At 69.1% G+C, this 26,123-nt stretch carries 26 protein-coding genes; 12 read left to right on the plus strand and 14 right to left on the minus strand.

The features are described from left to right. Positions 1–155 precede the first annotated feature (155 nt). Together NAM01S_RS32705 and ilvA are read left to right on the plus strand one after the other, a co-directional pair. The gene (locus tag NAM01S_RS32705) at positions 156–1,334 is read left to right on the plus strand and encodes a serine hydrolase domain-containing protein (RefSeq protein WP_067793038.1); all 1,179 of its coding nucleotides are present in this window, start codon (positions 156–158) and stop codon (positions 1,332–1,334) included. Between the two features lie 49 nt (positions 1,335–1,383). Then, complete coding sequence (ilvA, locus tag NAM01S_RS32710) at positions 1,384–2,604, plus strand: threonine ammonia-lyase (RefSeq protein WP_067793040.1); 1,221 nt, start codon at positions 1,384–1,386, stop codon at positions 2,602–2,604. Positions 2,605–2,632: 28 nt separating this feature from the next. Here ilvA and NAM01S_RS32715 read toward each other — a convergent pair whose 3' ends face one another. Next, positions 2,633–2,956: a DMT family transporter gene (locus NAM01S_RS32715; RefSeq protein ID WP_067793042.1), complete on the minus strand. Its 324-nt coding sequence runs from the start codon at positions 2,954–2,956 to the stop codon at positions 2,633–2,635. A gap of 63 nt (positions 2,957–3,019) precedes the next feature. On the opposite strand from NAM01S_RS32715, the gene NAM01S_RS32720 reads away from it, so the two are divergent. From NAM01S_RS32720 to NAM01S_RS32730, 3 genes are all read left to right on the plus strand, one after another. Next, complete coding sequence (locus NAM01S_RS32720) at positions 3,020–3,691, plus strand: hypothetical protein (protein WP_067793044.1); 672 nt, start codon at positions 3,020–3,022, stop codon at positions 3,689–3,691. A gap of 361 nt (positions 3,692–4,052) precedes the next feature. Then, positions 4,053–4,628, plus strand: coding sequence for a 2-phosphosulfolactate phosphatase (locus NAM01S_RS32725; RefSeq protein ID WP_307188715.1), 576 nt, complete (start codon positions 4,053–4,055; stop codon positions 4,626–4,628). 65 nt (positions 4,629–4,693) lie between these two features. Further along, positions 4,694–5,530: an RpnC/YadD family protein gene (locus NAM01S_RS32730; RefSeq protein ID WP_255284352.1), complete on the plus strand. Its 837-nt coding sequence runs from the start codon at positions 4,694–4,696 to the stop codon at positions 5,528–5,530. A 193-nt stretch (positions 5,531–5,723) separates the two neighbouring features. Here the strand turns inward: NAM01S_RS32730 and argH are convergent, their stop codons facing one another. Further along, complete coding sequence (gene argH / locus NAM01S_RS32735; RefSeq protein WP_067793048.1) at positions 5,724–7,145, minus strand: argininosuccinate lyase; 1,422 nt, start codon at positions 7,143–7,145, stop codon at positions 5,724–5,726. 186 nt (positions 7,146–7,331) lie between these two features. Continuing rightward, entirely contained in the window at positions 7,332–8,534 is a 1,203-nt protein-coding gene (locus NAM01S_RS32740) for an argininosuccinate synthase (RefSeq protein ID WP_067793050.1), read from the minus strand. A 279-nt stretch (positions 8,535–8,813) separates the two neighbouring features. Between NAM01S_RS32740 and NAM01S_RS35560 the strand changes: the two genes are divergently transcribed. From NAM01S_RS35560 to NAM01S_RS32750, 4 genes are all read left to right on the plus strand, one after another. Next, entirely contained in the window at positions 8,814–8,975 is a 162-nt protein-coding gene (locus tag NAM01S_RS35560) for a hypothetical protein (protein WP_157108036.1), read from the plus strand. A gap of 111 nt (positions 8,976–9,086) precedes the next feature. Continuing rightward, entirely contained in the window at positions 9,087–9,239 is a 153-nt protein-coding gene (locus NAM01S_RS35565) for a hypothetical protein (RefSeq protein ID WP_157108037.1), read from the plus strand. Positions 9,240–9,495: 256 nt separating this feature from the next. Next, on the plus strand, positions 9,496–11,853 hold the full coding sequence (locus NAM01S_RS32745) for an arylsulfatase (RefSeq protein WP_067793052.1): 2,358 nt from the start codon (positions 9,496–9,498) through the stop codon (positions 11,851–11,853). Between the two features lie 6 nt (positions 11,854–11,859). Beyond that, positions 11,860–13,059, plus strand: coding sequence for a DUF2254 family protein (locus tag NAM01S_RS32750; protein ID WP_067793057.1), 1,200 nt, complete (start codon positions 11,860–11,862; stop codon positions 13,057–13,059). 35 nt (positions 13,060–13,094) lie between these two features. Here the strand turns inward: NAM01S_RS32750 and NAM01S_RS32755 are convergent, their stop codons facing one another. From NAM01S_RS32755 to argC, 9 genes are all read right to left on the minus strand, one after another. Continuing rightward, positions 13,095–13,694, minus strand: coding sequence for a Uma2 family endonuclease (locus tag NAM01S_RS32755; RefSeq protein WP_067793061.1), 600 nt, complete (start codon positions 13,692–13,694; stop codon positions 13,095–13,097). Between the two features lie 140 nt (positions 13,695–13,834). After that, positions 13,835–14,254 (minus strand): type II toxin-antitoxin system VapC family toxin, encoded by a 420-nt coding sequence (locus NAM01S_RS32760; RefSeq protein WP_067793332.1) that lies wholly within the window; start codon positions 14,252–14,254, stop codon positions 13,835–13,837. Then, the gene (locus NAM01S_RS32765; protein ID WP_067793063.1) at positions 14,251–14,493 is read right to left on the minus strand and encodes a type II toxin-antitoxin system Phd/YefM family antitoxin; all 243 of its coding nucleotides are present in this window, start codon (positions 14,491–14,493) and stop codon (positions 14,251–14,253) included. The genes NAM01S_RS32760 and NAM01S_RS32765 overlap by 4 nt, the downstream gene beginning before the upstream one ends. Before the next feature lie 99 nt (positions 14,494–14,592). Then, a complete protein-coding gene (locus tag NAM01S_RS32770) occupies positions 14,593–15,105 on the minus strand; it encodes an arginine repressor (RefSeq protein ID WP_067793065.1) in 513 nt (170 codons plus the stop codon). A 103-nt stretch (positions 15,106–15,208) separates the two neighbouring features. Then, positions 15,209–16,153, minus strand: coding sequence for an ornithine carbamoyltransferase (gene argF, locus NAM01S_RS32775; RefSeq protein ID WP_067793067.1), 945 nt, complete (start codon positions 16,151–16,153; stop codon positions 15,209–15,211). Next, a complete protein-coding gene (locus NAM01S_RS32780) occupies positions 16,153–17,352 on the minus strand; it encodes an acetylornithine transaminase (protein ID WP_067793072.1) in 1,200 nt (399 codons plus the stop codon). The genes argF and NAM01S_RS32780 overlap by 1 nt, the downstream gene beginning before the upstream one ends. After that, positions 17,349–18,275 (minus strand): acetylglutamate kinase, encoded by a 927-nt coding sequence (gene argB / locus NAM01S_RS32785; RefSeq protein WP_067793075.1) that lies wholly within the window; start codon positions 18,273–18,275, stop codon positions 17,349–17,351. Before argB ends, NAM01S_RS32780 begins: the two co-directional genes overlap by 4 nt. Next, the gene (argJ, locus tag NAM01S_RS32790; RefSeq protein WP_067793078.1) at positions 18,272–19,492 is read right to left on the minus strand and encodes a bifunctional glutamate N-acetyltransferase/amino-acid acetyltransferase ArgJ; all 1,221 of its coding nucleotides are present in this window, start codon (positions 19,490–19,492) and stop codon (positions 18,272–18,274) included. Before argJ ends, argB begins: the two co-directional genes overlap by 4 nt. Beyond that, positions 19,489–20,544, minus strand: coding sequence for an N-acetyl-gamma-glutamyl-phosphate reductase (gene argC / locus NAM01S_RS32795; RefSeq protein WP_067793080.1), 1,056 nt, complete (start codon positions 20,542–20,544; stop codon positions 19,489–19,491). Before argC ends, argJ begins: the two co-directional genes overlap by 4 nt. A 236-nt stretch (positions 20,545–20,780) precedes the next feature. Between argC and NAM01S_RS32800 the strand changes: the two genes are divergently transcribed. Together NAM01S_RS32800 and NAM01S_RS32805 are read left to right on the plus strand one after the other, a co-directional pair. Next, positions 20,781–21,557 carry an isocitrate lyase/PEP mutase family protein gene (locus NAM01S_RS32800; RefSeq protein WP_067793082.1) on the plus strand — a complete coding sequence of 259 codons (777 nt, stop codon included), beginning with the start codon at positions 20,781–20,783 and terminating at the stop codon, positions 21,555–21,557. An 843-nt stretch (positions 21,558–22,400) separates the two neighbouring features. After that, the gene (locus NAM01S_RS32805) at positions 22,401–22,730 is read left to right on the plus strand and encodes a transglycosylase family protein (protein ID WP_067793086.1); all 330 of its coding nucleotides are present in this window, start codon (positions 22,401–22,403) and stop codon (positions 22,728–22,730) included. Positions 22,731–22,796: 66 nt separating this feature from the next. Here NAM01S_RS32805 and NAM01S_RS32810 read toward each other — a convergent pair whose 3' ends face one another. After that, the gene (locus NAM01S_RS32810) at positions 22,797–23,285 is read right to left on the minus strand and encodes a pyridoxamine 5'-phosphate oxidase family protein (RefSeq protein WP_067793087.1); all 489 of its coding nucleotides are present in this window, start codon (positions 23,283–23,285) and stop codon (positions 22,797–22,799) included. A gap of 63 nt (positions 23,286–23,348) precedes the next feature. On the opposite strand from NAM01S_RS32810, the gene NAM01S_RS32815 reads away from it, so the two are divergent. After that, positions 23,349–24,416: a helix-turn-helix transcriptional regulator gene (locus tag NAM01S_RS32815; protein ID WP_084483509.1), complete on the plus strand. Its 1,068-nt coding sequence runs from the start codon at positions 23,349–23,351 to the stop codon at positions 24,414–24,416. Positions 24,417–24,771: 355 nt separating this feature from the next. Here NAM01S_RS32815 and NAM01S_RS36910 read toward each other — a convergent pair whose 3' ends face one another. Beyond that, positions 24,772–26,061, minus strand: a complete 1,290-nt coding sequence (locus NAM01S_RS36910; RefSeq protein WP_067793094.1) for an epoxide hydrolase family protein — start codon at positions 26,059–26,061, stop codon at positions 24,772–24,774. Positions 26,062–26,123: the final 62 nt, after the last annotated feature.

Raw genomic sequence — 26,123 nt, forward strand, 5'->3', positions numbered from 1 at the left:
GTCCGCGGCGGCGTCGCCGGTCCTCGGCGCTGGCGGGGCGACGGCCACCATCGACTCCCGGGAACGGGCGTTTCCGACCCGATGTGGGATGGGCGCGCCGGTTCGCCGTGTCCCAGACCCTTAGTCTGGGTAAGGGACAGAAAGGGGAAGCCTCGATGCCGACACCTCCGACAACGCAGTTCGTGGACCGGCGCTTCGTCGGCCTCGTCGCCGAATTCGACCGGCTCTTCCGCCGTCCGAGCGACGGCGGCGGCGCGCTGACGGTCTATCTGCACGGCGAGCCCGTGGTCGACGTCTGGGCAGGCTTCGCGCGACCGGGCGTTGCCTGGCAGCACGACACGCTGGCCGTGGCGTATTCCACCGGCAAGGGCGTCGCCGCCACGCTGCTGCACCGCCTCGCCGAACGCGGACTGCTCGACTACGACCGTCCCGTCGCCGAATACTGGCCCGAGTTCGCCGCGGCGGGCAAGGAGCACATCACCGTGCGCGCGCTGCTCAGCCACCGCGCGGGACTGCACCGGCTGCGCAATCTGCTGCCCGGTTCGCCGGAACGCTTCTTCGACGACGCCGCGGTCACGTCCGCGCTGGCCGCCGCCGCACCCGACCCTCGGCACCGCACGACCAGCGGCTATCACGGCATCAGCTTCGGACATCTCGTCGCCGAGCTGGTACAGCGGGTCGCGGGCGCGGACTTCACCGACGTGCTGCGGACCGAGATCGCCGAGCCGCTCGGCGCCGAGGAACTCTGGTTCCGGGTGCCCGAGACCGAGCGCGACCGCATCGCCGTCAACTTCCCGAAGCTGACCGTCGCCGGGATGAGCTGGGAGAGCGGCGCGCGGATCATGGGTCGCAGCCGCCGCCTCGCCGCCGCCGCGGAGACGACGCCCAGCGGTTTCGCCGAGCTGATGTCGGACCCGCGACTGCACGATTCGGTCATGCCCGGCGTGAACGGTGTCTTCTCCGCGCGGGCGCTGGCCAGGCTGTACGGGGCGTTGGCGATCGGCGGCAGCCTCGACGGCTACCGGCTGCTCGGCGCGGAGACCATCGACCACATGCGCGAGCGCCAGGTCTTCACACCCGATTACGTGCTCGCGTTCCGCATCCCGTGGGGACTGGGATTCCACGGTGTGCCGATGATGCCCTCCAAGGCCGCGCCGATCTCGGCGTTCGGGCACTTCGGGCTCGGCGGCTCGGGCGCGTTCGCGGACCCGGCCACGGGGATGTCGCTCGGCTTCGTCACCAATCGGCTCGGCGGCAAACTCACCCCACTCGGTGATGCCCGCTTGGCCCGGCTGGGCGCACTGGCGCACAACCTCGCGAAGAAAGCGGACTGAACGCACGGAATCATAGGATGTCTTCGGCTCGCGATGGCAGCATGAGGCCATGGAGCTGATCGGGCTGGAACGGATCGAGTCGGCCGCGGCGCTGTTGGCGCCGGTGATCCGCCGGACGCCGGTGGTGGCCTCGCGGGTGCTGTCCGAACGTTGCGGCGCGGACGTGTGGTTGAAATGCGAGAACCTCCAGCGGACCGGCTCGTTCAAACCGCGCGGCGCGTACAACCGGATCGCGAATCTGCCGCCCGAGGACCGGGCGCGCGGGGTGGTCGCGGCGAGCGCGGGCAATCACGCGCAGGGCGTCGCGTGGGCGGCTACCACGCTCGGCATCGAGGCCACCGTCTTCATGCCGGTCGGCGCCTCGTTACCGAAACTGGCCGCCACCAAGGCTTATGGCGCGCGGGTGCGGCAGATCGGCGACACCATCGACGAAGCGCTGGACGCGGCACTGGATTTCGCGGCGCGCACCGGGGCCACGCTGATCCACCCGTTCGACCACCCGGACATCGTGGCCGGGCAGGCGACCGTGGGGCTCGAAATCCTGGAGCAGCTGCCGGATGTGGGCACGGTGCTCGTGCCGACCGGCGGCGGCGGATTGCTGGCCGGTATCGCCATCGCCCTGCACCGTCTGGCGCCCGACGTGCGGGTGATCGGGGTGCAGGCGGCCGAGGCCGCGGCGTGGCCGGAATCGCTGGCGGTCGGCAAACCGGTACGGGCGGAACGGATGTCGACCATGGCCGACGGAATCGCGGTGGGGTTGCCCGGCGAGGTGCCGTTCGCGCATGTCGCCGCGCACGCGCCGCGCATCGTCACGGTGGACGAGGAGGCGCTGTCCACGGCGCTGCTGCTGTGTTTGGAACGCGCGAAGCTGATCGTCGAACCCGCGGGCGCGGCGGCTGTCGCGGCGCTGATGAGTTGCGCCGCAACCGAACTCGAGTTGCGTGAGCCGGTCTGCGCGGTGCTTTCCGGCGGAAATATCGATCCGCTGCTGCTGACCCGGATCGTCAACCACGGCCTCAGCGCCGCCGGGCGTTATCTCGCTGTGCGCGTGACGATCTCGGATCGCCCCGGCGGATTGTCCGCATTGCTCACCGTCGTCGGCGCGACGGGCGCGAGCGTGGTCGACGTGGTCCACTCACGCACCGGAACCTGGCTTGCCGTCGACGAAGTCGAAGTCGCGCTCACGCTGGAAACTCGCGGACCCGACCACCGCGACGACGTGCTCACCGCACTCGACGACGCGGGTTACACGGTGCGCGTTCAGGATTGAGGCCCTTCGCAACACGACGACGCGGACGCTAGTGCGAGCCGCCGAGTTCGAGTGCGAGCACGCCGAGAATGACCATCGCGATGCCGCCGACCTGCACCAAGCTGAGTCGTTCGTTCAGAAAAAGCACGCCGATGATCGCGATGGCGGCGACACCGACCGCGGACCAGATCCCATAAGCCACACCGATGGGCATGCCCCGCTTCAGCGCCTGGGAGAGAAAGAAGAACGCCGCGCCGTAACCGATGACGACCACGATGGAGGGAACGAGCTTGGTGAGCCCCTCGGAGAACTTCAGCGAAACGGTCGCGGTCACCTCGGAGGCGATAGCCAGCGCGAGTAGCAGCAAGGTCATGGCGGCAGCCTAGTGAGTCGGCGGACAATGGGAGGGTCCGTCGATCGAGGGATGTGATGGCGCGTGGTGGAAGCGTTCCGGATCGGTCTGATCGTGTTCGTGGCCGTGCTGTTGGCGGCGGGTTTCGGGGTGTTGCTTCCGTTGCGGGTGCGCAGGAGGCGGGCTTCTGGTCAGACGTTCAGCGAGTGGGCGGCGCGGCACGGCTGGCAGTTCGAGATGGCGCCGCTCGTGCCGTGGACCGCGCGGCTGCCCGGCCGCAATCCCACCGGACTCGGCGCGACGCTGACCGGTGAGCTCGGTGGGCACCAGGTCACCGTGGCCGACTACTCCTACCCGACGAGCACATGGAACGGCGAGGTCGTCCACACCATCACCCACCGGTGCGTTGTGGTGGTGGTGCTGCTGGAGCGGCCCTATCCGCCGGTGGCGGTGGTCGATGTCGCGGCGCTCTCCCAGCCCGGCAGCGGCCTGTTCAGCGACTCGCCCGTCACCACCGGCCATCGCGATTTCGACCACCACTTCCGGGTGACCGCCGTGGACACGAACTACGCCCGCCTGCTCGTCGGCCCGCAACTGATCGCCGCCCACTTGGCGGGCGTCGTTCCCCGCTGGAGCCTCGCGGGCCACGAACTCCTCAGCTACCAAACCGGCCGCTTGGGCGACCCCGACGCAATCCCCGATCTCGCCGCACCCGTCCTCCACTTGGCCACCCTGATCGAACGCCGCGCCCACTGACCCGGAACCCGCGTGCGCGCCTGCGGCAGTACGCGTGTCGTCCGCTCGGTCACCAGGCGCTCCCACGGCCCCTGCCGCAGCAGGGAGCCACCTGCTTTCGGCAGAACGAGCGACCGAGGGACTTTTGTTAGAACAGTCCGGTGGTGGGAGGAACATGGTTCGATCAGCGGACCTTCGGCGTTCGCTGCGAGTGGGGTGTGGCGGGGGCGCTCGCGCTGGCGCCGGGCAGCGCGTGCGTGGTGGTCGTCGACGTGCTGTCGTTCACGACGTCGGTCAGCGTCGCGGTCGACGCCGGTACCCGCGTCTTTCCGTTCCCTGGCGCGACGATCGCGCGGCCGACTTCGCCGCGGCCGAGAACGCGGTGCTCGCCGTGGGTCGCCGCGCCGTCACCGAGCAGGCGCCGTGGTCGCTGTCGCCCGCGGCGCTGCGCCGCGCCCCTGCGGTGCCGAGGCTGGTTCTTCCGTCGCCCAACGGTTCGGCCATTTCCGCCGCCGTCACCGGGATTCCGGTGCTCGCCGCGTCGTTGCGCAACGCGACCGCGGTCGCCCGATGGATCCGCCGACTGGGGTGGGGCACAGCGGATCGGCCGGTTGCCGTGATCGCGGCGGGCGAGCAGTGGCCCGGTCGCGGCGCGTTGCGTCCGAGCATCGAAGACCTACTGGGCGCCGGAGCGGTCGTCTCCGCGTTGTCGGCCGCGGGCGCCGGACCACTGTCACCCGAATCAACCATCGCCAGAACAGCTTTCGAATCGACGGACGATATCGCCGCTACCCTTGCGGAGTGCTCGTCCGGTCGCGAACTCTGCGATGGGGGATTCGCCGACGACGTCGCCATCGCCGGTGAGGTGGACGTCAGCAAGGCCGTCCCGCTCCGCGCCGACGGCGCATTCGCCTCAGCCGATGTGTCCGATTCGCGGTATCGAGCTGCGCTGGACTAGCTTTCGTAGCCATGCCCAGCTACCTGCACGAAGGTGTTCTGGAGTTGTTCCGCGCGGACCCGTCGTTGGCGGCGACGCTGATCGCTCGCGAATGCGGTGTGCTGCTGCCGGACTCCACCGGCGCCAAGGCCGAGGCGTGCGACTTCACCGACATGGGACCGAAGGAGTATCGCGGCGATCTGGCCTTTGGGATGCGGGGTGACAGCGGAGAGTACGTTCTCGGCATCTGCGTCGAGGTCCAGTTGGCGATCAAGCGGGACCGGGCGTGGAGCTGGCCGGTATACCTGGCGACACTGCGTTCACGGCTGCGGTGCCCGGTTCTACTGCTGGTGGTCGCACCGAACCAGCAGGTCGCGGAATGGGCCGGTGCGCCGATCGAACTCGGACATCCCGGGTTGACGTTGAGGCCGCTGGTACTGGGCCCTGGCAACATGCCGCTGGTGACCGATCCCATCGAGGCGCAGTCGTCGCCCGAACGCGCGGTGCTCTCGGCGATGACCTACGGCAGCGGACCCCACATGGAGGAAGTGCTGCAATCGTTCCTGGCGGGGCTGATGAAGACCGATGATGAGCGGGCGAGAATGTACCATGACCTGGTCGACGATGTGTTGTCAGAAGCAGCCAGCCGACGTTTGGAGGAACTGATGACAATGACTTACGAGTACCGAGGCCGGATCGCGCGTAAGTACGTTGCCCAGGGGCGTGAAGAGGGCTGGCAAGAAGGGCACGAGGAAGGACTCGCGGAAGTCGCTCGGGTGGTGCTGACCGTTCTCGACGCGCGCGGCGTGGTGTTGTCCGAAGGCCAACGAGCTCGTATCGAGGGCTGCCGGGACGTCGGCCAACTGGAGGACTGGGCACGGCGCGCCGCGACCATCACGATGGCGGACGAACTGTTCGACTGAGGCCCTCTGCCACACCGTCACTGGACAGCCTGTATGTCAGCGGGGCTGGTGTAACTCCTGAACAGCTGGCAGCCGCCGAATTCGGTGCGCCGCTGCATCTTCCGGCACCGTTCGATTTCGATCTCGATACGGCCGAATTCCTGTGAACAGCGACGGCGGCGGGCCGAACCAGATGCCCGCCGCCGGCCGACGATCAGTGCAACCAGGCGCGGGCCGCGGCGGACGACGCGCGGACCTCGTCGATCTGGACGGCGACCTGGGTGCCCGCGGTGCCGCCGCGGGCGTTGCGGGAGGCGATGGAGCCCTGGACGGTGAGGACTTCGCGGACCTGGGGGGTGAGGGCCGGGTCGATGGCGGCGAATTCCTCGTCGGTGAGTTCGTCGAGGCCGACGCCGCGGTTCTCGGCGGCGCGGACACACGCGCCAGCGGCCTCGTGCGCGACGCGGAACGGGACACCTTGGCGCACAAGCCATTCGGCGATGTCGGTGGCGAGAGTGAAACCGGCGGGGGCGAGTTCGGCCATCCGGTCGGTGTGGAAGGTGAGGGTGGAGACCAGGCCCGCGATGGCGGGCAGCAACAGCTCGAGCTGGGCGACCGAATCGAACAGCGGTTCCTTGTCCTCTTGCAGGTCACGGTTGTAGGCCAGCGGCTGGGCCTTGAGGGTGGCGAGCAGACCGGTGAGGTTGCCGATCAGCCGACCCGCCTTGCCCCTGGTGAGCTCGGAGACGTCCGGGTTCTTCTTCTGCGGCATGATCGACGAACCGGTAGACCAGGCGTCGGCGAGCGTGATGTAGCCAAATTCCGGTGTGCTCCAGATGATCACCTCTTCGGCCAGCCGGCTGAGGTCGACGCCGATCATGGCGAGCACGAAGGCCGCCTCCGCGGCGAAATCGCGTGCGGAGGTGGCGTCGATCGAATTGGCCGCGGCCGCGGTGAAATCCAGCTCCGCCGCGATCGCCTCGGGATCCAGGCCGAGCGAGGAACCGGCCAGCGCGCCGGAACCGTACGGCGACACGGCGGCCCTGCGGTCGAAATCGCGCAGCCGGTCGATGTCGCGCAGCAGCGGATGCGCGTGCGCGAGCAGGTGGTGCGCGAGCAGCACGGGCTGGGCGGCCTGCAGGTGGGTCTTGCCCGGCATCACCGCGTCGGGGTGGGCGGCGGCCTGGGCGACCAGCGCGTCGACCACCTCGAGCACGCCCGCCGCGATCCGGCGCACGCCGTCGCGCAGCCACATCCGGAACAGGGTCGCCACCTGGTCGTTGCGTGAGCGTCCCGCGCGCAGCCGTCCGCCGAGTTCGGCGCCGACGCGCTCGATCAGCCCGCGCTCGAGCGCGCCGTGCACGTCCTCGTCCGATTCCGCGGGACCGAAGGCGCCGGACGCGACGTCGGCGGCCAGCTGATCCAGGCCGGTCAGCATCCCGGCGAGATCGGCCTCCGACAGCAGCCCCGCCTTGTGCAGCACCCGGGCGTGCGCCTTGGACGCGCGGATGTCGTAGGGAGCCAGCGCCCAGTCGAAGTGGGTCGACTTGCTCAGCGCCGCCATCGCCGCCGCGGGCCCGGACGCGAAACGTCCGCCCCAGAGCGCACCCTCGTTCGTGCTGCCGCTCTGCGTCATCGTGTGCTGTCTCCTCGGTGAGTCGGTCGGGCGGTGCGGATCTCGAACACGTCGGTCCCTACGGTAGCCGGGGCCCACGCCGCCGCGATGGGTACGGGTTGCCGGGCGCTCGCCACCCTGCCGCCCGGTTGCACGACGAACGAGGGCCGACGCGTCGGCGTCGACCCTCGTTGCCGGGATGCTCGCTTACTTCTGGTTCAGGTCGCGGCGCGCGGCGACCTTCGAGGACAGACCGTGGATCTGCACGAACCCCTTGGCCAGCGACTGGTCGAAGGTGTCGCCCTCGTCGTAGGTGGCCAGGTTGAAGTCGTAGAGCGACTGCTCGGACCGGCGGCCGTTGACCACCGCGTTGCCGCCGTGCAGGACCATCCGGATCTCGCCCGAGACGTGCTGCTGGGTGTCCTGGACGAAGGCGTCCAGCGCGCGCTTGAGCGGGGAGAACCACAGGCCGTCGTAGGCCAGCTCGCCCCAGCGCTGCTCGACCTGGCGCTTGTAGCGGCCCAGCTCGCGCTCGATGGTGACGTTCTCCAGCGCCTGGTGCGCGGTGATCAGCGCGATGGCGCCGGGGGCCTCGTAGATCTCGCGGCTCTTGATGCCGACGAGACGGTCCTCGACCATGTCGAGGCGGCCGACGCCCTGGCGGCCCGCGCGGTGGTTCAGCTCGACGATCGCCTCGAGCACGCTGACCGGGCGGCCGTCGATCGCGACCGGCACACCCTTGTCGAAGGTGACGATCAGTTCGTCGGGCGCCTCGAAGTTGACGGTCGGGTCGGCGGTGTAGTCGTAGACGTCCTTGGTCGGCGCGTTCCACAGATCCTCGAGGAAGCCCGTTTCGACGGCGCGGCCCCACACGTTCTGGTCGATGGAGAACGGCGACTTCTTGGTGACGTTGATCGGGAGGCTGTTCTCCTCGGCGAAGGCGATGGCCTTCTCGCGGGTCCACGCGTAGTCGCGGACCGGGGCGATCACGTTCAGGTCGGGCGCGAGCGCGCCGATGCCGACCTCGAAGCGCACCTGGTCGTTGCCCTTGCCGGTGCAGCCGTGCGCGACGGTGGTGGCGCCGTGGAACTTGGCGGCCTCCACCAGGTGCTTGACGATGAGCGGGCGGCTGATCGCGGAGACCAGCGGGTACTGGCCCATGTACAGGGCGTTGGCCTGGATGGTGGGCAGGCAGTACTCGTCGGCGAACTCGTCGCGGGCGTCGACCACGATCGCCTCGACCGCGCCGCAGTCCAGCGCGCGCTGGCGCACCACGTTCATGTCCTCGCCGCCCTGGCCGAGGTCGATGGCGACGGCCACGACCTCGGCGCCGGTCTCCTTGCCGATCCAGCTGATCGCGACGGAGGTGTCAAGCCCACCGGAGTAGGCGAGTACGACGCGCTCGGACATGTCTGTGTGCTCCTCGGTTTCGTGCGGGTGTGTCTCGGGGCGCCGCGTTCGGCGGCCCGGCCGGTCGCGCCGGCGCGCAGGTCAGGCGGCCCGCGCCCTTCTGCAAATGATTATGCATGACGATGCAATCCCATTCAGAACCGGGGTGCCCTCGTCTTACCACGGACCCCGCGGCCGGGTGTGGCGGGCCGGGCCGTCGCCCGAATCCGCCGCCCCACCGGGCGTCCCTGTGCCACGCTGAGAACGGTACTCAGCCGTACGGGCCGAAGGACAGACGACATGCTTCAGCTGATCGCGCAGGAATTCTCCACCCTCGGCAACGACGTGCTGGACATCGGTCGCGCCGTCGTCGACCTGATTCAGGACATCATCGACATCACCACGCCGAACCAAGGTCCGGGCACCGGCGGAGGACGCGGCGGGGACTACCCGTTCGCCTGAGGCCGCACGCGGCTCGACAACCCTGGTGATCATCGAGCGATTCCGCCGATCCGAGTAATCCGGCTGTGCCACGCTGGACGGGATATCACCGGACGGCGAGGGGGTGTCCGAATGCTCCGGACCCTGACACTCGATTTCGGGATCGGCCGCGACCTGCGCGTCTTCGGCCAGGCCCTCCGCGACGTTCTCACCGGCCTGCTCGCCCTCGCCGACCCCGGACAGGGTGGACGCGGCGGTGTCGGCGGTCAATACCCCTTCGCCTGACGGGCTTTCAGCCAAGCGCGACCGGCCGTTCCTCGCCCGCAACGGGTGATGCGCCCAACCCGACGATGTGGCGGGCGCCGAGCAAGCCCTCGCGCTGGCCGACGTGAACGGCTGGCAGGTGGTCAGCATCCGGGACGACTGGGCGACCGTTTTCTGAAGCGTCGCATCGGCAGGCGTATCACCCGCCACGGGTGAGGCGATCGTCCTCACGGCTTCCTAGGTTGAGGGCCGGGGGTCTACCCATGAGGAGAAGACCATGGCAGTTCCATTCCGCGGTGTGGTCAACCTTGACATCCGCGACTCGATTCCCGACTGGGGCCCCTACGAGCAGCCGAAGGCACCGCCCGGCTCGCCGAATGTGCTGTACATCGTGCTCGACGACGTGGGTTTCGGCGCGATGGGCTGTTACGGCGGCCCTATCGAGACCCCGAACATCGACCGGATCGCCGCGAACGGGCTGCGCTACACCCAGTGGCACACCACCGCGCTGTGCTCGCCGACCCGCTCCTGCCTGCTCACCGGCCGCAACCACACCACCAACGGCATGGCGTGCATCAGCGAGTGCGCGGTCGGCTTCCCCGGCGCCAACGGACACATCCCGCCGGAATGCGCCACGCTCGCCGAGATCCTGGTCGAGCGGGGATTCAGCACGGCGATGGTCGGCAAGTGGCATCTGTGCGCCGAGGACGAGATGAATTTGGCGTCCACCAAACGCAATTGGCCGGTCGGCCGCGGCTTCGAGCGCTTCTACGGCTTCCTCGGCGCGGAGACCAACCAGTGGTATCCGGACCTGGTGCACGACAACCATCCCACCGAGCAGCCCGCCACACCCGAGCAGGGCTACCACCTCAGCGTCGACATCACCGACCGGGCGATCCAGTACATCGATGACGTCAAGGCGATCGCCCCCGAGCGTCCGGTCTTCCTGTACTACGCGCCGGGCTGCGCGCACGCTCCGCACCAGGTGCCGCGCGAGTGGATCGAACGCTACCGCGGCCGATTCGACGCGGGGTACGAGGTGATGCGGGAGCAGATCCTGGCAAGGCAGAAGGAGATGGGGCTCGTCCCGCAGAACACCGAACTGCCGCCGCTCAACCCGATCGGTACCCCCGAGACCCGCAGCGGTCCCGACGGTCAGCCGTTCCCGCCGCTGGACTACACCCGCCCGTGGGACAGCCTCTCCGAGGACGAGAAACGCCTGTTCGCCCGGATGGCCGAGGTGTACGCGGGCTTCCTCTCGCACTGCGACGACCAGATCGGCCGCCTGCTCGACTACCTGGAGAAGATCGAGCAGCTGGACAACACGATCATTGTCGTGGTTTCCGACAACGGAGCCAGCGGTGAGGGCGGTCCGGACGGCTCGGTCAACGAGAACAAGATCGCCAACAGTGTCCCGGACGACCTCGCCGAGAACCTGTCCAAGCTCGACGAGCTCGGCGGTCCCAAGACCTACAACCACTACCCCAACGGGTGGGCGATGGCCTTCAACACCCCGTTCAAGATGTGGAAGCGGTACTCGTTCAACGGCGGCACCTGCGACCCGTGCGTGATCTCCTGGCCCGCCGGGATCAAAGCGCATGGCGAGACTCGCGACCAGTACCACCACGCCGTCGACCTGGTGCCCACCTTGCTGGATTGCCTCGGCATGGAGCTTCCGGACACGGTGAAGGGCCACGCCCAGACGCCGATTCAGGGCGTGAGCATGCGGTACAGCTTCGACGCCGCCAACATCCCGACCGCCAAACACACTCAGTTCTATTCGATGCTCGGTGGCCGAGGCATCTGGCACGACGGCTGGAAGGCGGTCACCACCCATCCGACCCTCAGCGGATGGAGCCATTTCCCCGACGACACCTGGGAGCTTTACCACACCGACCAGGACCGCGCGGAGTTGCACGACCTCGCCGCCGAGGAACCCGGCAAGCTCGCCGAACTCATCGGCCTGTGGTTCTACGAGGCGGGCGCCAACCAGGCGTTCCCGCTCGACGACCGCTCGGGCGTCGAGATTCTCACCACCCAGCGCCCCCAGCTCGCGCCGCCGCGCAACCGCTACGTCTACCGCCCGGGCGGCGCCGAGGTACCCGAGGCGGTCGCGGTCAACATTCGCAACCGCTCCTACTCGATCGGGGCGCTCGTCGATCTGCCGGGCCCTGGCGCCGAGGGCGTGCTGTTCTCCCACGGTGGCCGGTTCGGCGGACATGCCTTGTACATCAAGGACAATCGGCTGCACTACGTCTACAACTTCCTCGGCAGCGAAGAGCAGCGGATCAGCGCGACCGAGGACCTGCCGACCGGTGCGAACCTGATCCTCGCCGCCTCCTTCGACAAGGAGACCGAGGACCCGCCCGGCACCGCGCGGGGCACCCTGAGCCTCTACTACGGCGACCGCAAGGTCGGCGCGGGACGGATCAGGACCCAGCCCGGCAAGTTCAGCATCGCGGGTGAGGGTCTCAACGCGGGCCGCGACAACGCGGAAGCCGTCAGCGACGACTATCCCGGGACCTTCCCCTGGGCGTTCACCGGCGGCACGCTGCACCGGGTGGCCGTCGATGTGAGCGGCGAACCGTACGTCGACCTCGAACGCGAAGCCGCCGCCATGCTGTCGCGCGAGTAGCGGACCGTGCCCGCCCGGGTCATCCCGACCCGGCGCCGCCTGCGCGCCGGGCTCGCCCAGCTGGTGTTCGTCGCCACGGGGGTGGGCCTGGGCCTGGCGGTGCCGGGCATCGGCCGCGGACCGCAGGTACCGGCGCACGCGGTGATCAACATGCTGTTCTCGGTCGGTCTGGGTGTGCTCGGCGTTGTCGCGGTGATCTTCTCGCTGCTGTTTCTTGTGGTGCAGTGGGTGGCAACGACTTTCACGCCGAGGCTGACCCTGTTCCGTGACGCCCCGATCGTCTGGCGGACATCCGGCTACGCCGGCGGGGTCGCCTTGTTCTGCTTCACCGCCGCCCTGGTGATCGGCACCGACAGCAAGGTCTCGATGGCGGTGCCGATCATCGCGGTCGTCCTGACGCTCGGTCTGCTCGCGCTGTTGCGAAACCTGCACATGAGGGCCTTCTCCGCCATCCAGTTGGCCCCCGCGCTCAGCGCGATCGCCGCGCGCGGGCGGGCGATATTGGCGGTCGCCTACCCGCAGGACACCGGGCCAGCAGCGGTCACCGCCGCGCCGCGCGCGACGGTGACGTGGCCCCATCCGCCCGCGACGCTGCAATCCGTGCGGATGGAACGTCTGCTCGAGACCGCGCGCTCCGCGAACGCCGTCGTCGTCCTGCGGTCGGCGCCCGGCGCCACCTTGCATCACGGCAGTGCGGTCGCAGACGTGTACGGAGCCGAACTGCCGGATACCGCCGTCCTGGAGGCGCTGATCGTCGGCAACGAGCGGACTTTCGACCAAGACCCGCTGCTGGCGTTCCGGCTGCTCGCCGACATCGCGCTGCGCGCGCTCTCCCCCGCGGTGCACGACCCCGCGACCGCGGTGCAGGCGATGGACGAGCTGGGTGATCTGCTTGGCTGGGTGGCGGCGGCGCGGCTCGGGCCGCTGCCGCTGACCGACCGAGACGGCGCCGAACGCCTCGTTGTGCAGCTGCCGCACTGGGAAGACTTCGTCCGCACCGGCCTCGACGACATCGCCGTGGCCGCTGTCGGCTCACCGATGGCCCTGACGCACCTGCGGGAAATGCTCGAGCGAGTCCGCGACCGCGCCCGCCCCGACCGCGCCGCATCCCTCACGCAACGGTTGACCTGGGTGAACGAGCAACTGACCCACCGCTTTCCCTACCTGCGTCGGACCGGAACCCGAGAGGATCCCGGCCCTGGGTGAGTCAGCCGGGCACGCGGTGCCCGAGCCGGTCGCCGCTACGGTTGTTCCAGTACGTCGAAGGGAATTGTCGCCTCGACCGGGTCGTCGAGAAGCAAGACCCGTCGGTGGACCGTGTGGGCAGCGTAGCGGCGGCCGGACCAGTCGAGACGGTATTCCTCGATCTCTTCGATGCGGTCTTCCTTCTGGTCCAGCCGGACGATCAGGTACCGCGGAATGCCTGCGGTCGCGTATTGAATTCGCTTGTCGTTGATATCGGCATCAATGGTCGATTCGGAGGTAACCTCGACCACCAGCAGGATGTGCTCACGCACGGTGTTGACGTCGTAGGGTTCGCAGTCCCGGATCCAGATGTCGGGATAGCGGACGTTCAACCGCCGATCCGCTGATGCGGATTCCGCGTCGGCGAATCGCGCGGCGACGTCGGAGTCCACCACCATGCACGGCCCGCCGACGCGCCGGGCGGCCTCCAGCATCCCGGCCAGCCGCCGGACCACGCGGCTGTGCACCGGGCTCTGAGCCATCAGCCGGACCACGCGCCCGTCGACGATCTCGATGTCACCGAGTTCGGCAGTCGCCCCTTCGGCGAACTCCTCAGCCGTCACACGCAGTACCTGTTGCTCGTCGGGAGCGCTCATACCAGACATCATCGCAGTTCGAACCAGACTGGACCACGGACCCGGCTTTCGTGGTCGTCCCGCCCGTGCTGATTGGCGTCACCGATACCGCCGGTAGCTACAACCGTAGTGGTGGCTGGACGGCAGACGGACCGTCCTGGTCAGGCATTCCACGGGTCGATCACCGGAACGCCCATCGGGGCGAAGTCCTTCACGTTTCGCGTCACGACTGTCATACCGTGTTCACTCGCCGTCGCGGCGATCATGGCGTCTCGCTCGGGACGAGGGTTCGGCACGTGCAGCTGCGCGGCGCGGCGCGCGGTCGATAGGTCGAGGTCGAGAACCCGGCCCGCGAATGCGTCGAGGACCTTGTCCTCCAACCACATTCGCAGTTGCTTGCCCTGCGTCGAGTCACGTCGTTCGACCCGGCCGATGCCGACCTCGATTTCCATGACGGTGATCACGCTCAAATACAGCTCCGACGGCCTTCGCCCCGCGACCCAGGCGCGAACCGATTGATCCGCGACCCGCGACGATTTCCGCAACTCGCTGATGACGTTCGTGTCCAGCAAGAACGTCACAGCGTCGGAACCTTCCACTCGACATTCAGCGGGGCTGGATCGAAGTCGATATCGTCGTCCTCCATGCTCAACCGGGCCACGAGGTCCTGACTGTCCGCCCGCAACCTCCGATACTCCTCGATCGAGAGCAGCACGAAGGCATCCTCGCCGCGATCGGTGATCACGACCGGACCGTGCGCCGCGGCACGCTTGGCCGCGCTGACGTCCCGATTGAACTCACGCGCACTCATCGTGGTCATCGACACCTCCCTTAATGTAGGTACATACCTACATTAAGGGAGGTCTCTCTTATATGCCAGGACTCGGGCACACCGACAACGACCTCGCAGCGCGCCGCGTCAGGCCAGGCGCTCGATTTCGGCGGCCAGTTCCGCACCGGTCAACGGTTCGCGCGCGATGACCGCGATGGTGTCGTCGCCTGCGATGGTGCCGACGATGAAGGGCAGCGCCGCGCGGTCCAGCGCGCTCGCCAGGAAGTGCGCCGCGCCGGGGGGTGTGCGTAGGACGGCGATATTGCCGCTGGCGTCGGTGGAGACGAGCAGATCACCGAGCAGCTTGGACAAGCGGCCCGTGCCGCCGGTCACGCCGCGGACGGGGCTGCCGTCCTCGGGGACGACGTAGACGCCCGCACCGCCGTCGGCCGCGCGGAGTTTCACCGCGCCCAGCTCGTCCAGGTCACGCGACAGGGTCGCCTGGGTGGTCTCGATGCCCTCGGCGGCCAGCAGCGCGGCCAGTTCGGTCTGGCTGCGCACCGAATGCGCGGAGAGCAGCTCGATGATGCGCGACTGGCGGCCTGCGCGAGTGCGGGCGATCGCGGGACCTTTGCCCGGTACCGTCGCGTCGACGCTCATGCCCGCACCTCGCCTGCGCTCGGCTCCGGCATGCGCGAGGCTCGCTGGCATCGCTGACTGCGTACGCTCATCGTCGCCTCCCCGGCGCCGGCGCGTCGCCCGGTCACGACGCACCGCTGCTTCGTCTGGCCAGCAACCACACCAGCAGCGCCTTCTGCGCGTGTAGCCGGTTCTCCGCCTCGTCCCAGACCACGCTGTGTGGTCCGTCGAGCACCTCGTCGGTGATCTCCTCCCCGCGATGGGCAGGAAGGCAATGCAGCACAACGGCATCGGGCTCGGCATTGGCGAGCAGCGCGGCGTCGAGGCGGAACGGGCGGAACGGGCCGACCCGGTCGAGCCCGTCGTTCTCCTGGCCCATGGAGGTCCAGGTGTCGGTGACCAGCGCGTCGGCGCCCGCGGCGGCCGCGATCGGGTCACCGGTGACGGTGATCGTCGCGCCGGTCTCGGCTGCCCGCTTGCGCGCGGCCTCGAGAATCCACGGCAGCGGCTCGAATCCCGTTGGGGCGGCGATGGTCACGTTCAACCCCGCCGTGACGCCGCCGAGCAGCAGCGAGTGCGACATGTTGTTCGCGCCGTCGCCGAAATAGGTGAGGTTGCGCCCGGTCAGGTCGCCTTTGCGCTCGCGAAGGGTGAGCAGGTCGGCGAGCACCTGGCACGGGTGGAACTCGTTGGACAGCGCGTTCACCACCGGAACGGTTGCCGCCGACGCCATTTCGTCAAGGCGGACCTGCTCGAAGGTGCGCCAGACGATGGCGTCGACATAGCGCGAGAGCACCCGGCCGGTGTCGGCGAGGGTTTCCTCGCGCCCCAACTGGGTGTCGCGGCCGTCGACCACCACCGCGTGCCCGCCGAGCTGGGCGATGCCCATCTCGAAGGAGAACCGGGTACGGGTGGAGTTCTTCTCGAAGATCACCCCGACCCCGCGCGGCCCCTCCAGCGGGCGCTGCGCGAAGGGGTTCTTCTTCAACGCCGCTGCCAGCGTGAGGATTTCGGCCTGTTCGGCGGGCGAGACGTCGTCGTCGCGCAGGAAGTGCCGCAGCTCACTCATTACCGGACCTCCTTGGCGTCCGCCGCCGCGCCGTCCAGGATCTGCGGCAGGTCGGCGACGAAATTGTCGGACTGGGTCTCGGTGAGCACCAGCGGGGGCGCCAGCCGGATGACATTCGGCTTCGGCGCGTTCACCAAGTATCCCGCCTCCCGCGCCCGCGCTTCGACCTGCGCCGAAACATCTTGGGTCAGAACGATTCCCAGCAGCAGACCGGCGCCTCGCACGTGATCGACCAGCGGGTGCTGGAGCAGTTCGATGCCGTCGCTGAGCCGCTTGCCGACCGATTCGACGTGGGCGAGCAGATCGGTCTCGTCGATGGTGCGCAGCACCGCGAGCGCGGCCGCCGCGCACACCGGGTTGCCGCCGAAGGTGGTGCCGTGCAGGCCCGGCGTGAGCAGCTCGGCCGCCCGGCCGTTGGCCAGCACCGCGCCGATCGGCAGACCGCCGCCGAGGCCCTTGGCCAGGGTGATCACGTCGGGCACGATGCCGACGGCCTGGTGCGCGTAGAACTTTCCGGTGCGGCCGATGCCGGTCTGCACCTCGTCGAGCACCAGCAGCGCGCCGTGCCGCGCGGTGATCTCGCGCGCCTTGACCAGGTAGTCGATCGGCGGGACCACCACGCCGCTCTCCCCCATCATGGGTTCGAGGAACACCGCGGCGGTCTCGTCGTCGACCGCCGCCTCCAGCGCGGCCGCGTCACCGTAGGGCACGTGCACCACGCCGGGCGGCATGGGCTCGAACGGCGCCCGCTTGGACGGCTGGCCGGTGAGCGCGAGCGCGCCCATGGTGCGGCCGTGGAACGCCTCCTCGCAGGCGACGATCTTGGTCCGGCCGGTCAGCCGCGCGATCTTGAACGCGGCCTCGTTGGCCTCGGTGCCGGAGTTGCAGAAGAACGCCTTGCCCTCGCCGTCGCCGAAATGCGCGAGCAGCCGCTCGGCCAGTTCGATGACCGGCTCGCTGGCATACAGGTTCGAGACGTGACCGAGGGTGCCCAGCTGCTGGGTGACCGCGGCGAGGATCGCCGGGTGCGCGTGGCCGAGGCTGTTGACCGCGATACCGCCGAGGAAATCGACGTAGCGCTTGCCGTCCGCGTCGTAGACCACCGCGCCGGCACCGCGCACCAGCGCGACCTTCGGCGTGCCGTAGTTGTTCATCAACGCGGCGGACCACCGCTGCTGCAATTCGTCGACAGTACTCATGATTTCGTTCCGTTCGGCGCGCCGGTCCCGGCCGGGGCGGGCGTCACCATCGTTCCGATTCCTTCTCCGGTGAACAGCTCGAGCAGGACCGAGTGCGGGACCCGTCCGTCGATGACGTGCGCGGTCGGCACGCCGCCGAGTACGGCGCGCAGGCAGGCTTCCATCTTGGGCACCATGCCCGCATCGAGGCTCGGCAGCAAGGCGGCCAGCTCGACGGCGTCGATGCGGCTGGTCAGCGAGGAGCGGTCGGGCCAGTCGGTGTACAGGCCTTCCACGTCGGTCAGCACGACCAGTTTCTCCGCGCCGATGCCCTCGGCGAGTGCGGCGGCGGCGGTGTCGGCGTTGATGTTGTGCACCACGCCGTCGGCGTCCGGCGCGATGGTGGAGACCACCGGGATGCGTCCGGCGCCGATCAGGTCGAGCACCGCGTCCGGGTTGACCTCGGTGACGTCGCCGACCAGTCCGATGTCGGTCGCCTCGCCGTCCACGTCGACGGTGCGGCGCGTCGCGGTGAACAGTCCGGCGTCCTCACCGGAGATGCCGACCGCGTACGGCCCGTGCGCGTTGATCAACCCGACCAGTTCGCGACCGACCTGACCGAAAAGCACCATCCGCACCACGTCCATCACCTCGGGCGTGGTGACGCGGAAGCCGCCGCGGAACTCACCTTGCAGGCCAAGCCTTTTCAGCATCGCGCTGATCTGCGGACCACCGCCGTGCACCACCACCGGGTGCACGCCGACGGTGCGCAGGAACGCCATGTCGGCGGCGAAGGCCCGCTTGAGCTCGTCGTCGATCATGGCGTTGCCGCCGTACTTCACCACGACGATCTTGTCGCGGAACTTCTGCAGCCAGGGCAGTGCGTCGGCGAGGACGTGCGCCTTGTCCAGTGCCGAGAGTTCGTGGATCGCGGGACTTGTCATGAGCTGTAGGCCGAATTCTCTTCGACGTAACCGTGCGACAGGTCGGTGGTGCGGACCGTGGCCGTGCCGTCGCCGACGTTCAACTCGATCAGCACGGCGATGTCCGCGCCGGACAGGTCGACCTGGCGGGCGCCCGGCGCGCCGACACTGTCGACGCAGACCGGATTGCCGTTGAACGACACCGAGATCCGGTTCGGATCCAGGGTGATCGGCGCGATGCCGACGGCGGCGAGCACCCGGCCCCAGTTCGGGTCGGAGCCGAACAGCGCGGTCTTGACCAGGCTGTCGCGGGCCACCGCGCGGGCCGCGATCAGCGCCTGCTCCTCGTCGACCGCGCCGGTGACGGTGATCGTCACCCGCTTGGTGACGCCCTCGGCGTCGGCCATCAGTTGGGCGGCGAGGTCGTCACAGACCGCGAGCACGGCGGCGTCGAGTTCGTCCTGCGACGGGGTGACCTCGCTGCCGCCGTTGGCCAGCAGCAGCACGGTGTCGTTGGTGGAGCAGGAACCGTCCACGTCGAGCCGGTCGAAGGTGAGCCTGGTGGCGTTGCGCAGCGCCTTGTCGAGCTGTTCGGCGCTCACCGCGGCGTCGGTGGTCAGCACGACGAGCATCGTGGCCAGCGAGGGCGCGAGCATGCCGGCGCCCTTTGCCATGCCGCCCACGTTCCACTTGTCGCGGTGGTGGAAGGCGGCTTCCTTGGGGACGGTGTCGGTGGTCATGATGGCGTAGGCCGCGTCCGCGCCGCCGGACATGCCGCCGCCCATCTCGTGCACGATCTCGGTGATCCCGGGAAGCAGCTTGTCCATCGGCAGCCGGTCGCCGATCAAACCCGTTGAGCAGACCGCGATTTCACCGGCGCCGGTCTCCGTGCCCCAGTTGCTCAGCGCCTCGGCGAGCTTCTCGGCGGTCTGGTGGGTGTCCTGGAAGCCGCCGGGGCCGGTGCAGGCGTTGGCGCCGCCGGAGTTCAGGATGACGGCGCGCAACCGGCCCGACTTCAGCACCTGCTGCGACCACAGCACCGGTGCTGCCTTGACCTGGTTGCGGGTGAACACACCGGCGGCGGCGTACTCCGGGCCCTCGTTGAACACCAGCGCCAGATCGGGTTTGCCGCTGGCCTTGATACCCGCCGCGATGCCCGCGGCGCGGAAGCCGAGCGGCGCTGTCACGCCCTGGGTGCGGACCAGCTTGCCGTTCACGCTCTCAGCGGTTGTCGTCACGGTGCCACTCCTACGGTGGAAAGTCCTTCGGTCTCGTCGAATCCGACGGCCAGGTTCATGGATTGGACCGCGGCGCCCGCGGTGCCCTTGGTCAGGTTGTCGATCGCGCCGATCACCACGAGCAGTCCGGCGTCGGCGTCCACCGCGACCTGCAGGGTGACGGCGTTGGAGCCGAGCACCGAACCGGTCTGGGGCAGCACGCCTTCCGGCAGCAGGTGCACGAAAGGCTCGTCGGCGTAGGCCTTTTCGTAGACGGCGCGGGCCTGGGCGGCGTCCACCGCGGTCGGCGCGGTGCAGGTGGCCAAAATGCCGCGCGGCATCGGGGCGAGGACGGGTGTGAACGACACCGCGACGTCGACGCCGCCCGCGGCCTTCAGGTTCTGCGCGATCTCGGGGGTGTGCCGGTGCGCGCCCGCGATGTTGTAGGCGCGGGCGGAGCCCATCACCTCCGAACCGAGCAGGCCGACGTCGGGTTTGCGGCCCGCGCCCGAGGTGCCGCTCACCGCGACCACCGTCACCTGCGGCTCGATGATGCCCGCGGCGACGGCGGGCGCCAAGGCCAGGCTGGCGACCGTCGGGTAGCAGCCGGGGACCGCGATCCGGGTCGCGCCGCGCAGCGCGTCCCGCCCGCCGGGCAGTTCGGGCAGACCGTAGGGCCAGCTGCCCGCGTGCTCGCTGCGGTAGTACTTCTCCCACGCGGCGGCGTCGCGCAGCCGGTAGTCCGCGCCGCAGTCGATGATCACGGTGGACTCGGGCAACGCCTGCGCGATGGCGGCGGACTGGCCGTGCGGCAGGCCGAGGAAGACCACATCGTGGCCCGCGAGCTCCTCGGCGGTGGTCGGGGCGAGCACCCGGTCGGCCAGCGGCAGCAGATGCGGCTGATGCTCGCCGAGGGTGGTTCCGGCGTTCGAACCCGCGGTCAGCGCCCCGACCTCGAGGCGCCCGGCTCGGTAGCGTGGATGGCCGAGCAGCAGGCGTAGCACCTCGCCGCCCGCGTACCCGCTCGCACCGGCAACAGCAACCCGCAACGGGGGCGCATCCGAATCAGCCATGAAATGATTATGCACGATTATGCAATCCCATTCATGGACGGGGTGCGACGAGCGTTCGAACTCGCGGTGCCGAGCTCGCCGTTGACGGGTTCGGCGGCGGGCGCACCGACACCCTCGCCACCGCGCTGGACAGCACGAACGACACCCACAGCACTGTGATTACCCAGCGCGGCGGAAGTATCCATCCGGGAAGGATTCGAACGACGGACCGGCGTTCGAGGGATACCGTCGGCGCTATGGACAAGGTGACGGCATTCCACGAACTGCACCACCGCGCGGTCCCGCTGGTGCTGCCGAACGCCTGGGACTTCGCTTCGGCCGCCGTCCTGGCCGCCGAAGGGTTCCCGGCGATCGGCACGACCAGTCTCGGCGTCGCGGCCGCCGCTGGCGTACCCGACGGAACGGGCGTCACCCGCGCGGAGACCCTGGCGCTGGCGCGGCGGCTCGCGCGGCTCGCCGTCCCGGTGACCGTCGACATCGAGGGCGGCTTCAGCGACGAACCGGACGAGGTCGCGGAGTTCGTCGCCGAGCTGGACGAGCTCGGCATCGCGGGCATCAACATCGAGGACGGACGGGCGGACACCGAGCTGGCCGCCCCCGAGCATCAGGCCGCGCTGATCGCCGCGATCAAGGAGCGCACACCCACGGTGTTCATCAACGCGCGGGTCGACACACACTGGCTCGGCATCGACTCCGAAACCACCCTGGAGCGCGCGGACCGCTACGCGCGGGCGGGCGCCGACGGGCTCTTCGTCCCCGGGCTCACCGAGCCGGACGCGATCCGTCTGGTGGTCGAGTCCGTGTCGCTGCCGGTCAACGTCCTCTATGCCGTCGGCGGGCCAACGGTTGCCGAGCTCGCGGAGCTGGGCGTGCGGCGGATCAGCACCGGCTCGCTGCTGTACCGGGCGGCGCTGGCGGCGGCAGTCGACGTCGCGGACGCGGTGCGCGCGGGACGACCGGTCGCCGCGGGCATCCCCAGCTATCGCGATATTCAGGCGAACTCGTTGCCATGAGGTCTCGATCCGCCGAAGCGCCATGAGCAGACCTGCGCGCGGAGGCGATTCGATCGACTCGCGTGCCGCGCGAGCTGATGCCCGGACGAGCCCGAGGTGTTCGTACGACCAGTGTCCGTCGCCGCGCCGGCTCCGATCGTCACCCCTCGTCGGCGCCGCCGCCCCCGCCGAAATCGGCGGTCCCGCAGCGAAATTCGCCGACGCGGACACACCGATGGCCGCGAAATCTCCTTTGTTCCAGGCGATTCGAACGCATCCGGCCCGTCGAACAGGCCGAATCACGGACACTACGCCCACCTATTACACGTCGGTCACGATGATCGGAAACAACGGCCATCGTGATTTTCTGATGCGAGCTCGAGCCGAATTGTGACCCAGCTCCCTTCCGGAAAACTCGATGCCGAAGAGACGGTGCGTCCGGCGTCACATAGGCATTCACCTGGCCTTTTGCAGCAGGCGAGCCCGCGAGGATCGCGGCCCGATACGACCCCAAACCTCGCAAATCGTTACGCTGAACGAGACCGTTACCACATTCATTCAGTGATCCGAACCACTTTTTCGTTTAGGAATCACATCGTCTCGATTACCCATTTCACGGGCCTCAACTGGGTGAATGCGGAGATGTACGACCGAGCGTTCTGACAACTCGGACGTTATTGCCACGTGATCTGCCGAGATTGATTCGTTATCGTCGGTGACGGCCCGATCGAACGCGACGGGCTCGAGCTCGAACCGCCGAACACCGGCAACCCTGTCCCGCGGTTCGAGAACCCCCGACATCCACTGGGGACAGGGACTCGACCGATCGTTGGTCGAGCCGGCGGGCGCAGCAAGGAATACCACATGTCTCAGACCCGTAAGTTCAGCACCCGTGCCGCCGCTACCGTTGCCACCCTCGGCGCCCTCGTTGCCGTCCCGTTCGGTCTGGCCACGGCCACCGCTTCCGCCAACAACTGGGACGCTGTCGCCCAGTGCGAGAGCGGCGGCAACTGGTCCACCGACACCGGTAACGGCTTCTCCGGTGGCCTGCAGTTCACGGACAGCACCTGGGCCGCCAACGGTGGCTCCGGCGACCCGTCGAACGCGAGCCGCGAGGAGCAGATCCGCGTCGCCGAGAACGTGCTCGCCACGCAGGGCCCCGGCGCCTGGCCGGTCTGCGGCGCCTACCTCTGAGCGTAGCGTCGCTCGCTGAGTGACCTTCCGACGACCCTGTCACCCCCGGGTGACAGGGTCGTCGCGCTATTTGCGTACGACGCGCTCGCCCTCGCCCGGCTTCCAGATCGTGATGGCGAGCTGATCGTCGGCGACCTCCACGCACGAGGCGCCCGTGAGGTCGGCGACGTAGAAGTGGTCGAACTCCTGGCCACGGATATCGAAGCCGCTTTCCTCGAACAGATCCTGCGCGAACCGCGCGTGCAGCTCGCGGTCCGGCAGGTCGGTGACGGTGCCGAACAGTTTCGCGTCGCCGTCGCCGACCATCGTGTCGACGGTCGCGGTGTGCAGGCAGAACCGTGGGTCACGGCCGAGGTCCTTGAACTTCGTCGTCCCCGGCATGCCGACGATGACCAGCATGCCCTCGAAGATCCTCGGCTCCACCGGACTGATCCGCGGCGAACCGTCGGCGCGGAGCGTGGCCAGCATGCACAGGTTGCCGGTCGCCTTGTGGCGACGGCGGAAGACGGTCGAGATCTTCGGCGCTTCTTCGGTGAACTCCGTCCAGAAAGTCATGGCGCAGACGCTACGCCCGAAACCTGACAGCCCACGTCAAGGTTTCCCGATAATCTTGGGGACATGCGAGCGAGTCGACTGGTCCAGCTGCTGTTGCTGCTGCAGACCAGGGGGCGGATCTCCGCGCCCGAGCTGGCGGCCGAGCTGGAGGTGTCCGTCCGCACGGTGTACCGCGACGTCGAGGCGCTCTCCGCGGCGGGCGTCCCGGTCTACAGCGAGCCGGGCCGCGGCGGCGGTGTCCGGCTCGTCGACGGCTACCGGACCCGGCTGACCGGCCTCACCTCCGAGGAAGCCGACGCGGTGCTGCTGTCCGGTCTGCCCGACGCCGCGGCCGATCTCGGACTCGGCACCGTGTTGGCCACCGCTCAGCTCAAGGTGCTCGCGGCGCTGCCGCCGGAACTGCGCGGCCGGGCGACCCGGATCGCCGACCGGGTGCACATCGACGCGCCCGGTTGGTTCCACCGGCCCGAGGAGACGCCGACCCTGGCGGTCATCGCCGACGCCCTCTGGCACGACCGCAGACTGGACGTCCGCTACGGGCGCAAGGACCGCGAAGTGCGGCGGCTGCTCGACCCGCTCGGGCTGGTCTCCAAGGCGGGCACCTGGTATCTCGTGGCGCGGCACGAGGCCGACATTCGCTCCTATCGGGTGAGCCGGATTCTCGACGCCGCGCCGACCGGTGATTTCTTCGACCGACCGGACGATTTCGAGCTCGCCGCGCACTGGGCGGCGGCGCAGCACGAGTTCGCGCGGTCGATGCTTCGGGTGCGGGCGCGCTGCCGGATCGACGCGAAGCACGTGCGTCTGCTGCGGCTCGGCTTCGAACCGGCGGCGGTCGCCGAGGCGCTGGCCTCGATGGGCGAACCGGACGCGGCGGGCTGGGTGGTGGTCACCTTGGCGGCGGAGTCGTATCCGGTTCTGGCGCACGGGATTCTGCCGCTCGGCGAGTACGCCGAGATCCTCGATCCGCCCGAGCTGCGGGCGCAACTGGCACGGACCGCGGCGGCGATGGCGCGGAGATATGGGGCCGCCCCACTCAGCCCAGAGCCGACCGACCCGGCGCCACCCGAGGCAGCGCGGTTCGACGCGAGACCAGGTGAGCCGACGCCGTTCGACGCCAGCCCGACCTGACGCCAGCGTGCCCGCAACTCTCGAAGAGAGAGCTGCGGACACTTCTCGCATGCACGGCCACGGAGACAGCACAGCGCGGTCCGCCGCAGGGACATCGACACGGTGCCGGATCGAGGCAGCGCCGACAGACCCGGCACCAGCCGACCAAGCGCCGCCCCGACCAAGCGCCGCACCGACCCAGCACCATCCGCCGCGGCACCACGTGCCGCAGCGGCATCCGACGGAGCGACAACCGACGCGGCGCCAAGTCACCCAGCGGCACCAAGCGCCGACCGACGCGGCGTCGTCCGACTCGAGCCGAGCTGACACGAGCGTGCCCGCAGGCTTCGGACGCCTGCGGGCACGCGGGTTCGGGTCAGCGCAGGGTGCGGAAGAAGGCGCGGACGTCCTCGGTCAGCAGGTCCGGGGCTTCCATGGCGGCGAAGTGGCCGCCGCGGTCGAATTCGGTCCAGCGGACGAGGTTGTGCTCCTCCTCGGCGATCTTGCGGATGGACAGGTCGCCAGGGAAGATCGCCGCGGCCGTGGGGACGCCGGAGTTCTTCGCCCCGCCGCCCCACGCCTCACCCTCGCCGTAGAGCCGGATCGAGGAGGCGAAGGTGCCGGTGAACCAGTAGAGGCTGACGTTGGTGAGCAAGGCGTCGCGGTCGACCGCGTCCTCGGGCAGCTCGATGGCCGGGTTGGTCCAGCGCTGGAACATGTCCACGATCCAGGACAGCATGCCCGCGGGCGAATCGTGCATGCCGATGGCCAAGGTCTGCGGGCGGCCCGCCTGGACCATGGCATAGCCGAAGCGGGTGAAGCTCTCCTCGCCGGTCAGCTTCTCGAGCTTCGCCTGGTCCTCGGGGCTGTACCCGGAGGACCCGCCACCCCACGAGCTGCCGCCCGCCGTACCCGGGGGTTCGGCCTTCCAGGACTCACCGCCCTCGGCTGCTTCGCCGCCCCACGACGAGTCGCCACCGTCCGCACTCCAGGACTCACCATCTTCACCGCCCCACGAATCCGCACCCCACGAGGGGATCGTGATCGGCCCGTTGACGTGGATGCCGACGACGTGGTCGGTCGCGATGCGTCCCAGTTCGGTCGAGACGAAGTACCCGGCGTCACCGCCCTGCGCGCCGTAGCGGTCGTAGCCGAGGCGCGCCATCAGCTTCGCGACCACCTGTGCGTAGTGCTCGGTGGATCCTTCGCCCACCTTCGGCCCGACGCTGGAGAAGGCGAAACCGGGCAGCGACGGGACGACCAAGTGGAATGCGTCGGCCGGGTCGCCGCCGTGCGCACGCGGATCGCTGAGCGGACCGAGCACATCGAGGAATTCGACGAATGTGGCGGGCCAGCCGTGGCTGAGCACCAGCGGCAGGGCGTCCGGCTCGGGTGAGCGGACGTGCAGGAAGTGCACTTGCTCCCCGTCGATCTCGGTGACGAACTGCGGCAGCTCGTTGAGCTTCGCTTCCGCGGCGCGCCAGTCGTAGCCGGTGCGCCAGTACTCGGCCAGCGGCTTCAGGTAGGAGACCGGCATGCCCTTGTCCCAGCCGACGCCGGGCAGCTCGTCGGGCCAGAGGGTGTCGGCGAGGCGAGCGTGCAGCCGGTCGATCCGCGCCTGCGGGATCTCGATGCGGAAAGGGCGAATGTCCTGTTCGGTCGTCATGCGAACGACGGTAGGAGCCGCTTAGGACAGTTCCGTTCCTAAGGATCTGGCATTCTCGAGAT

This window comes from Nocardia amikacinitolerans NBRC 108937, assembly GCF_001612615.1.
GTDB classification, from domain to species: domain Bacteria; phylum Actinomycetota; class Actinomycetes; order Mycobacteriales; family Mycobacteriaceae; genus Nocardia; species Nocardia amikacinitolerans.

Bases quoted from the DNA above. Each gene is read 5' to 3' on its own strand.
- NAM01S_RS32770 (WP_067793065.1), bottom strand. From the start codon at position 15,105: ATGAGCGTCGACGCGACGGTACCGGGCAAAGGTCCCGCGATCGCCCGC.
- NAM01S_RS32805 (WP_067793086.1), top strand. From the start codon at position 22,401: ATGTCTCAGACCCGTAAGTTCAGCACCCGTGCCGCCGCTACCGTTGCC.
- NAM01S_RS32765 (WP_067793063.1), bottom strand. From the start codon at position 14,493: ATGACCACGATGAGTGCGCGTGAGTTCAATCGGGACGTCAGCGCGGCC.
- NAM01S_RS32755 (WP_067793061.1), bottom strand. From the start codon at position 13,694: ATGAGCGCTCCCGACGAGCAACAGGTACTGCGTGTGACGGCTGAGGAG.
- NAM01S_RS32810 (WP_067793087.1), bottom strand. From the start codon at position 23,285: ATGACTTTCTGGACGGAGTTCACCGAAGAAGCGCCGAAGATCTCGACC.
- NAM01S_RS32715 (WP_067793042.1), bottom strand. From the start codon at position 2,956: ATGACCTTGCTGCTACTCGCGCTGGCTATCGCCTCCGAGGTGACCGCG.
- NAM01S_RS35565 (WP_157108037.1), top strand. From the start codon at position 9,087: ATGCTCCGGACCCTGACACTCGATTTCGGGATCGGCCGCGACCTGCGC.
- NAM01S_RS32815 (WP_084483509.1), top strand. From the start codon at position 23,349: ATGCGAGCGAGTCGACTGGTCCAGCTGCTGTTGCTGCTGCAGACCAGG.
- argF (WP_067793067.1), bottom strand. From the start codon at position 16,153: ATGAGTGAGCTGCGGCACTTCCTGCGCGACGACGACGTCTCGCCCGCC.
- argH (WP_067793048.1), bottom strand. From the start codon at position 7,145: ATGACGCAGAGCGGCAGCACGAACGAGGGTGCGCTCTGGGGCGGACGT.
- argC (WP_067793080.1), bottom strand. From the start codon at position 20,544: ATGGCTGATTCGGATGCGCCCCCGTTGCGGGTTGCTGTTGCCGGTGCG.
- NAM01S_RS32745 (WP_067793052.1), top strand. From the start codon at position 9,496: ATGGCAGTTCCATTCCGCGGTGTGGTCAACCTTGACATCCGCGACTCG.
- NAM01S_RS35560 (WP_157108036.1), top strand. From the start codon at position 8,814: ATGCTTCAGCTGATCGCGCAGGAATTCTCCACCCTCGGCAACGACGTG.
- argB (WP_067793075.1), bottom strand. From the start codon at position 18,275: ATGACAAGTCCCGCGATCCACGAACTCTCGGCACTGGACAAGGCGCAC.
- NAM01S_RS32740 (WP_067793050.1), bottom strand. From the start codon at position 8,534: ATGTCCGAGCGCGTCGTACTCGCCTACTCCGGTGGGCTTGACACCTCC.
- NAM01S_RS36910 (WP_067793094.1), bottom strand. From the start codon at position 26,061: ATGACGACCGAACAGGACATTCGCCCTTTCCGCATCGAGATCCCGCAG.
- NAM01S_RS32800 (WP_067793082.1), top strand. From the start codon at position 20,781: ATGGACAAGGTGACGGCATTCCACGAACTGCACCACCGCGCGGTCCCG.
- NAM01S_RS32705 (WP_067793038.1), top strand. From the start codon at position 156: ATGCCGACACCTCCGACAACGCAGTTCGTGGACCGGCGCTTCGTCGGC.
- NAM01S_RS32780 (WP_067793072.1), bottom strand. From the start codon at position 17,352: ATGAGTACTGTCGACGAATTGCAGCAGCGGTGGTCCGCCGCGTTGATG.
- ilvA (WP_067793040.1), top strand. From the start codon at position 1,384: ATGGAGCTGATCGGGCTGGAACGGATCGAGTCGGCCGCGGCGCTGTTG.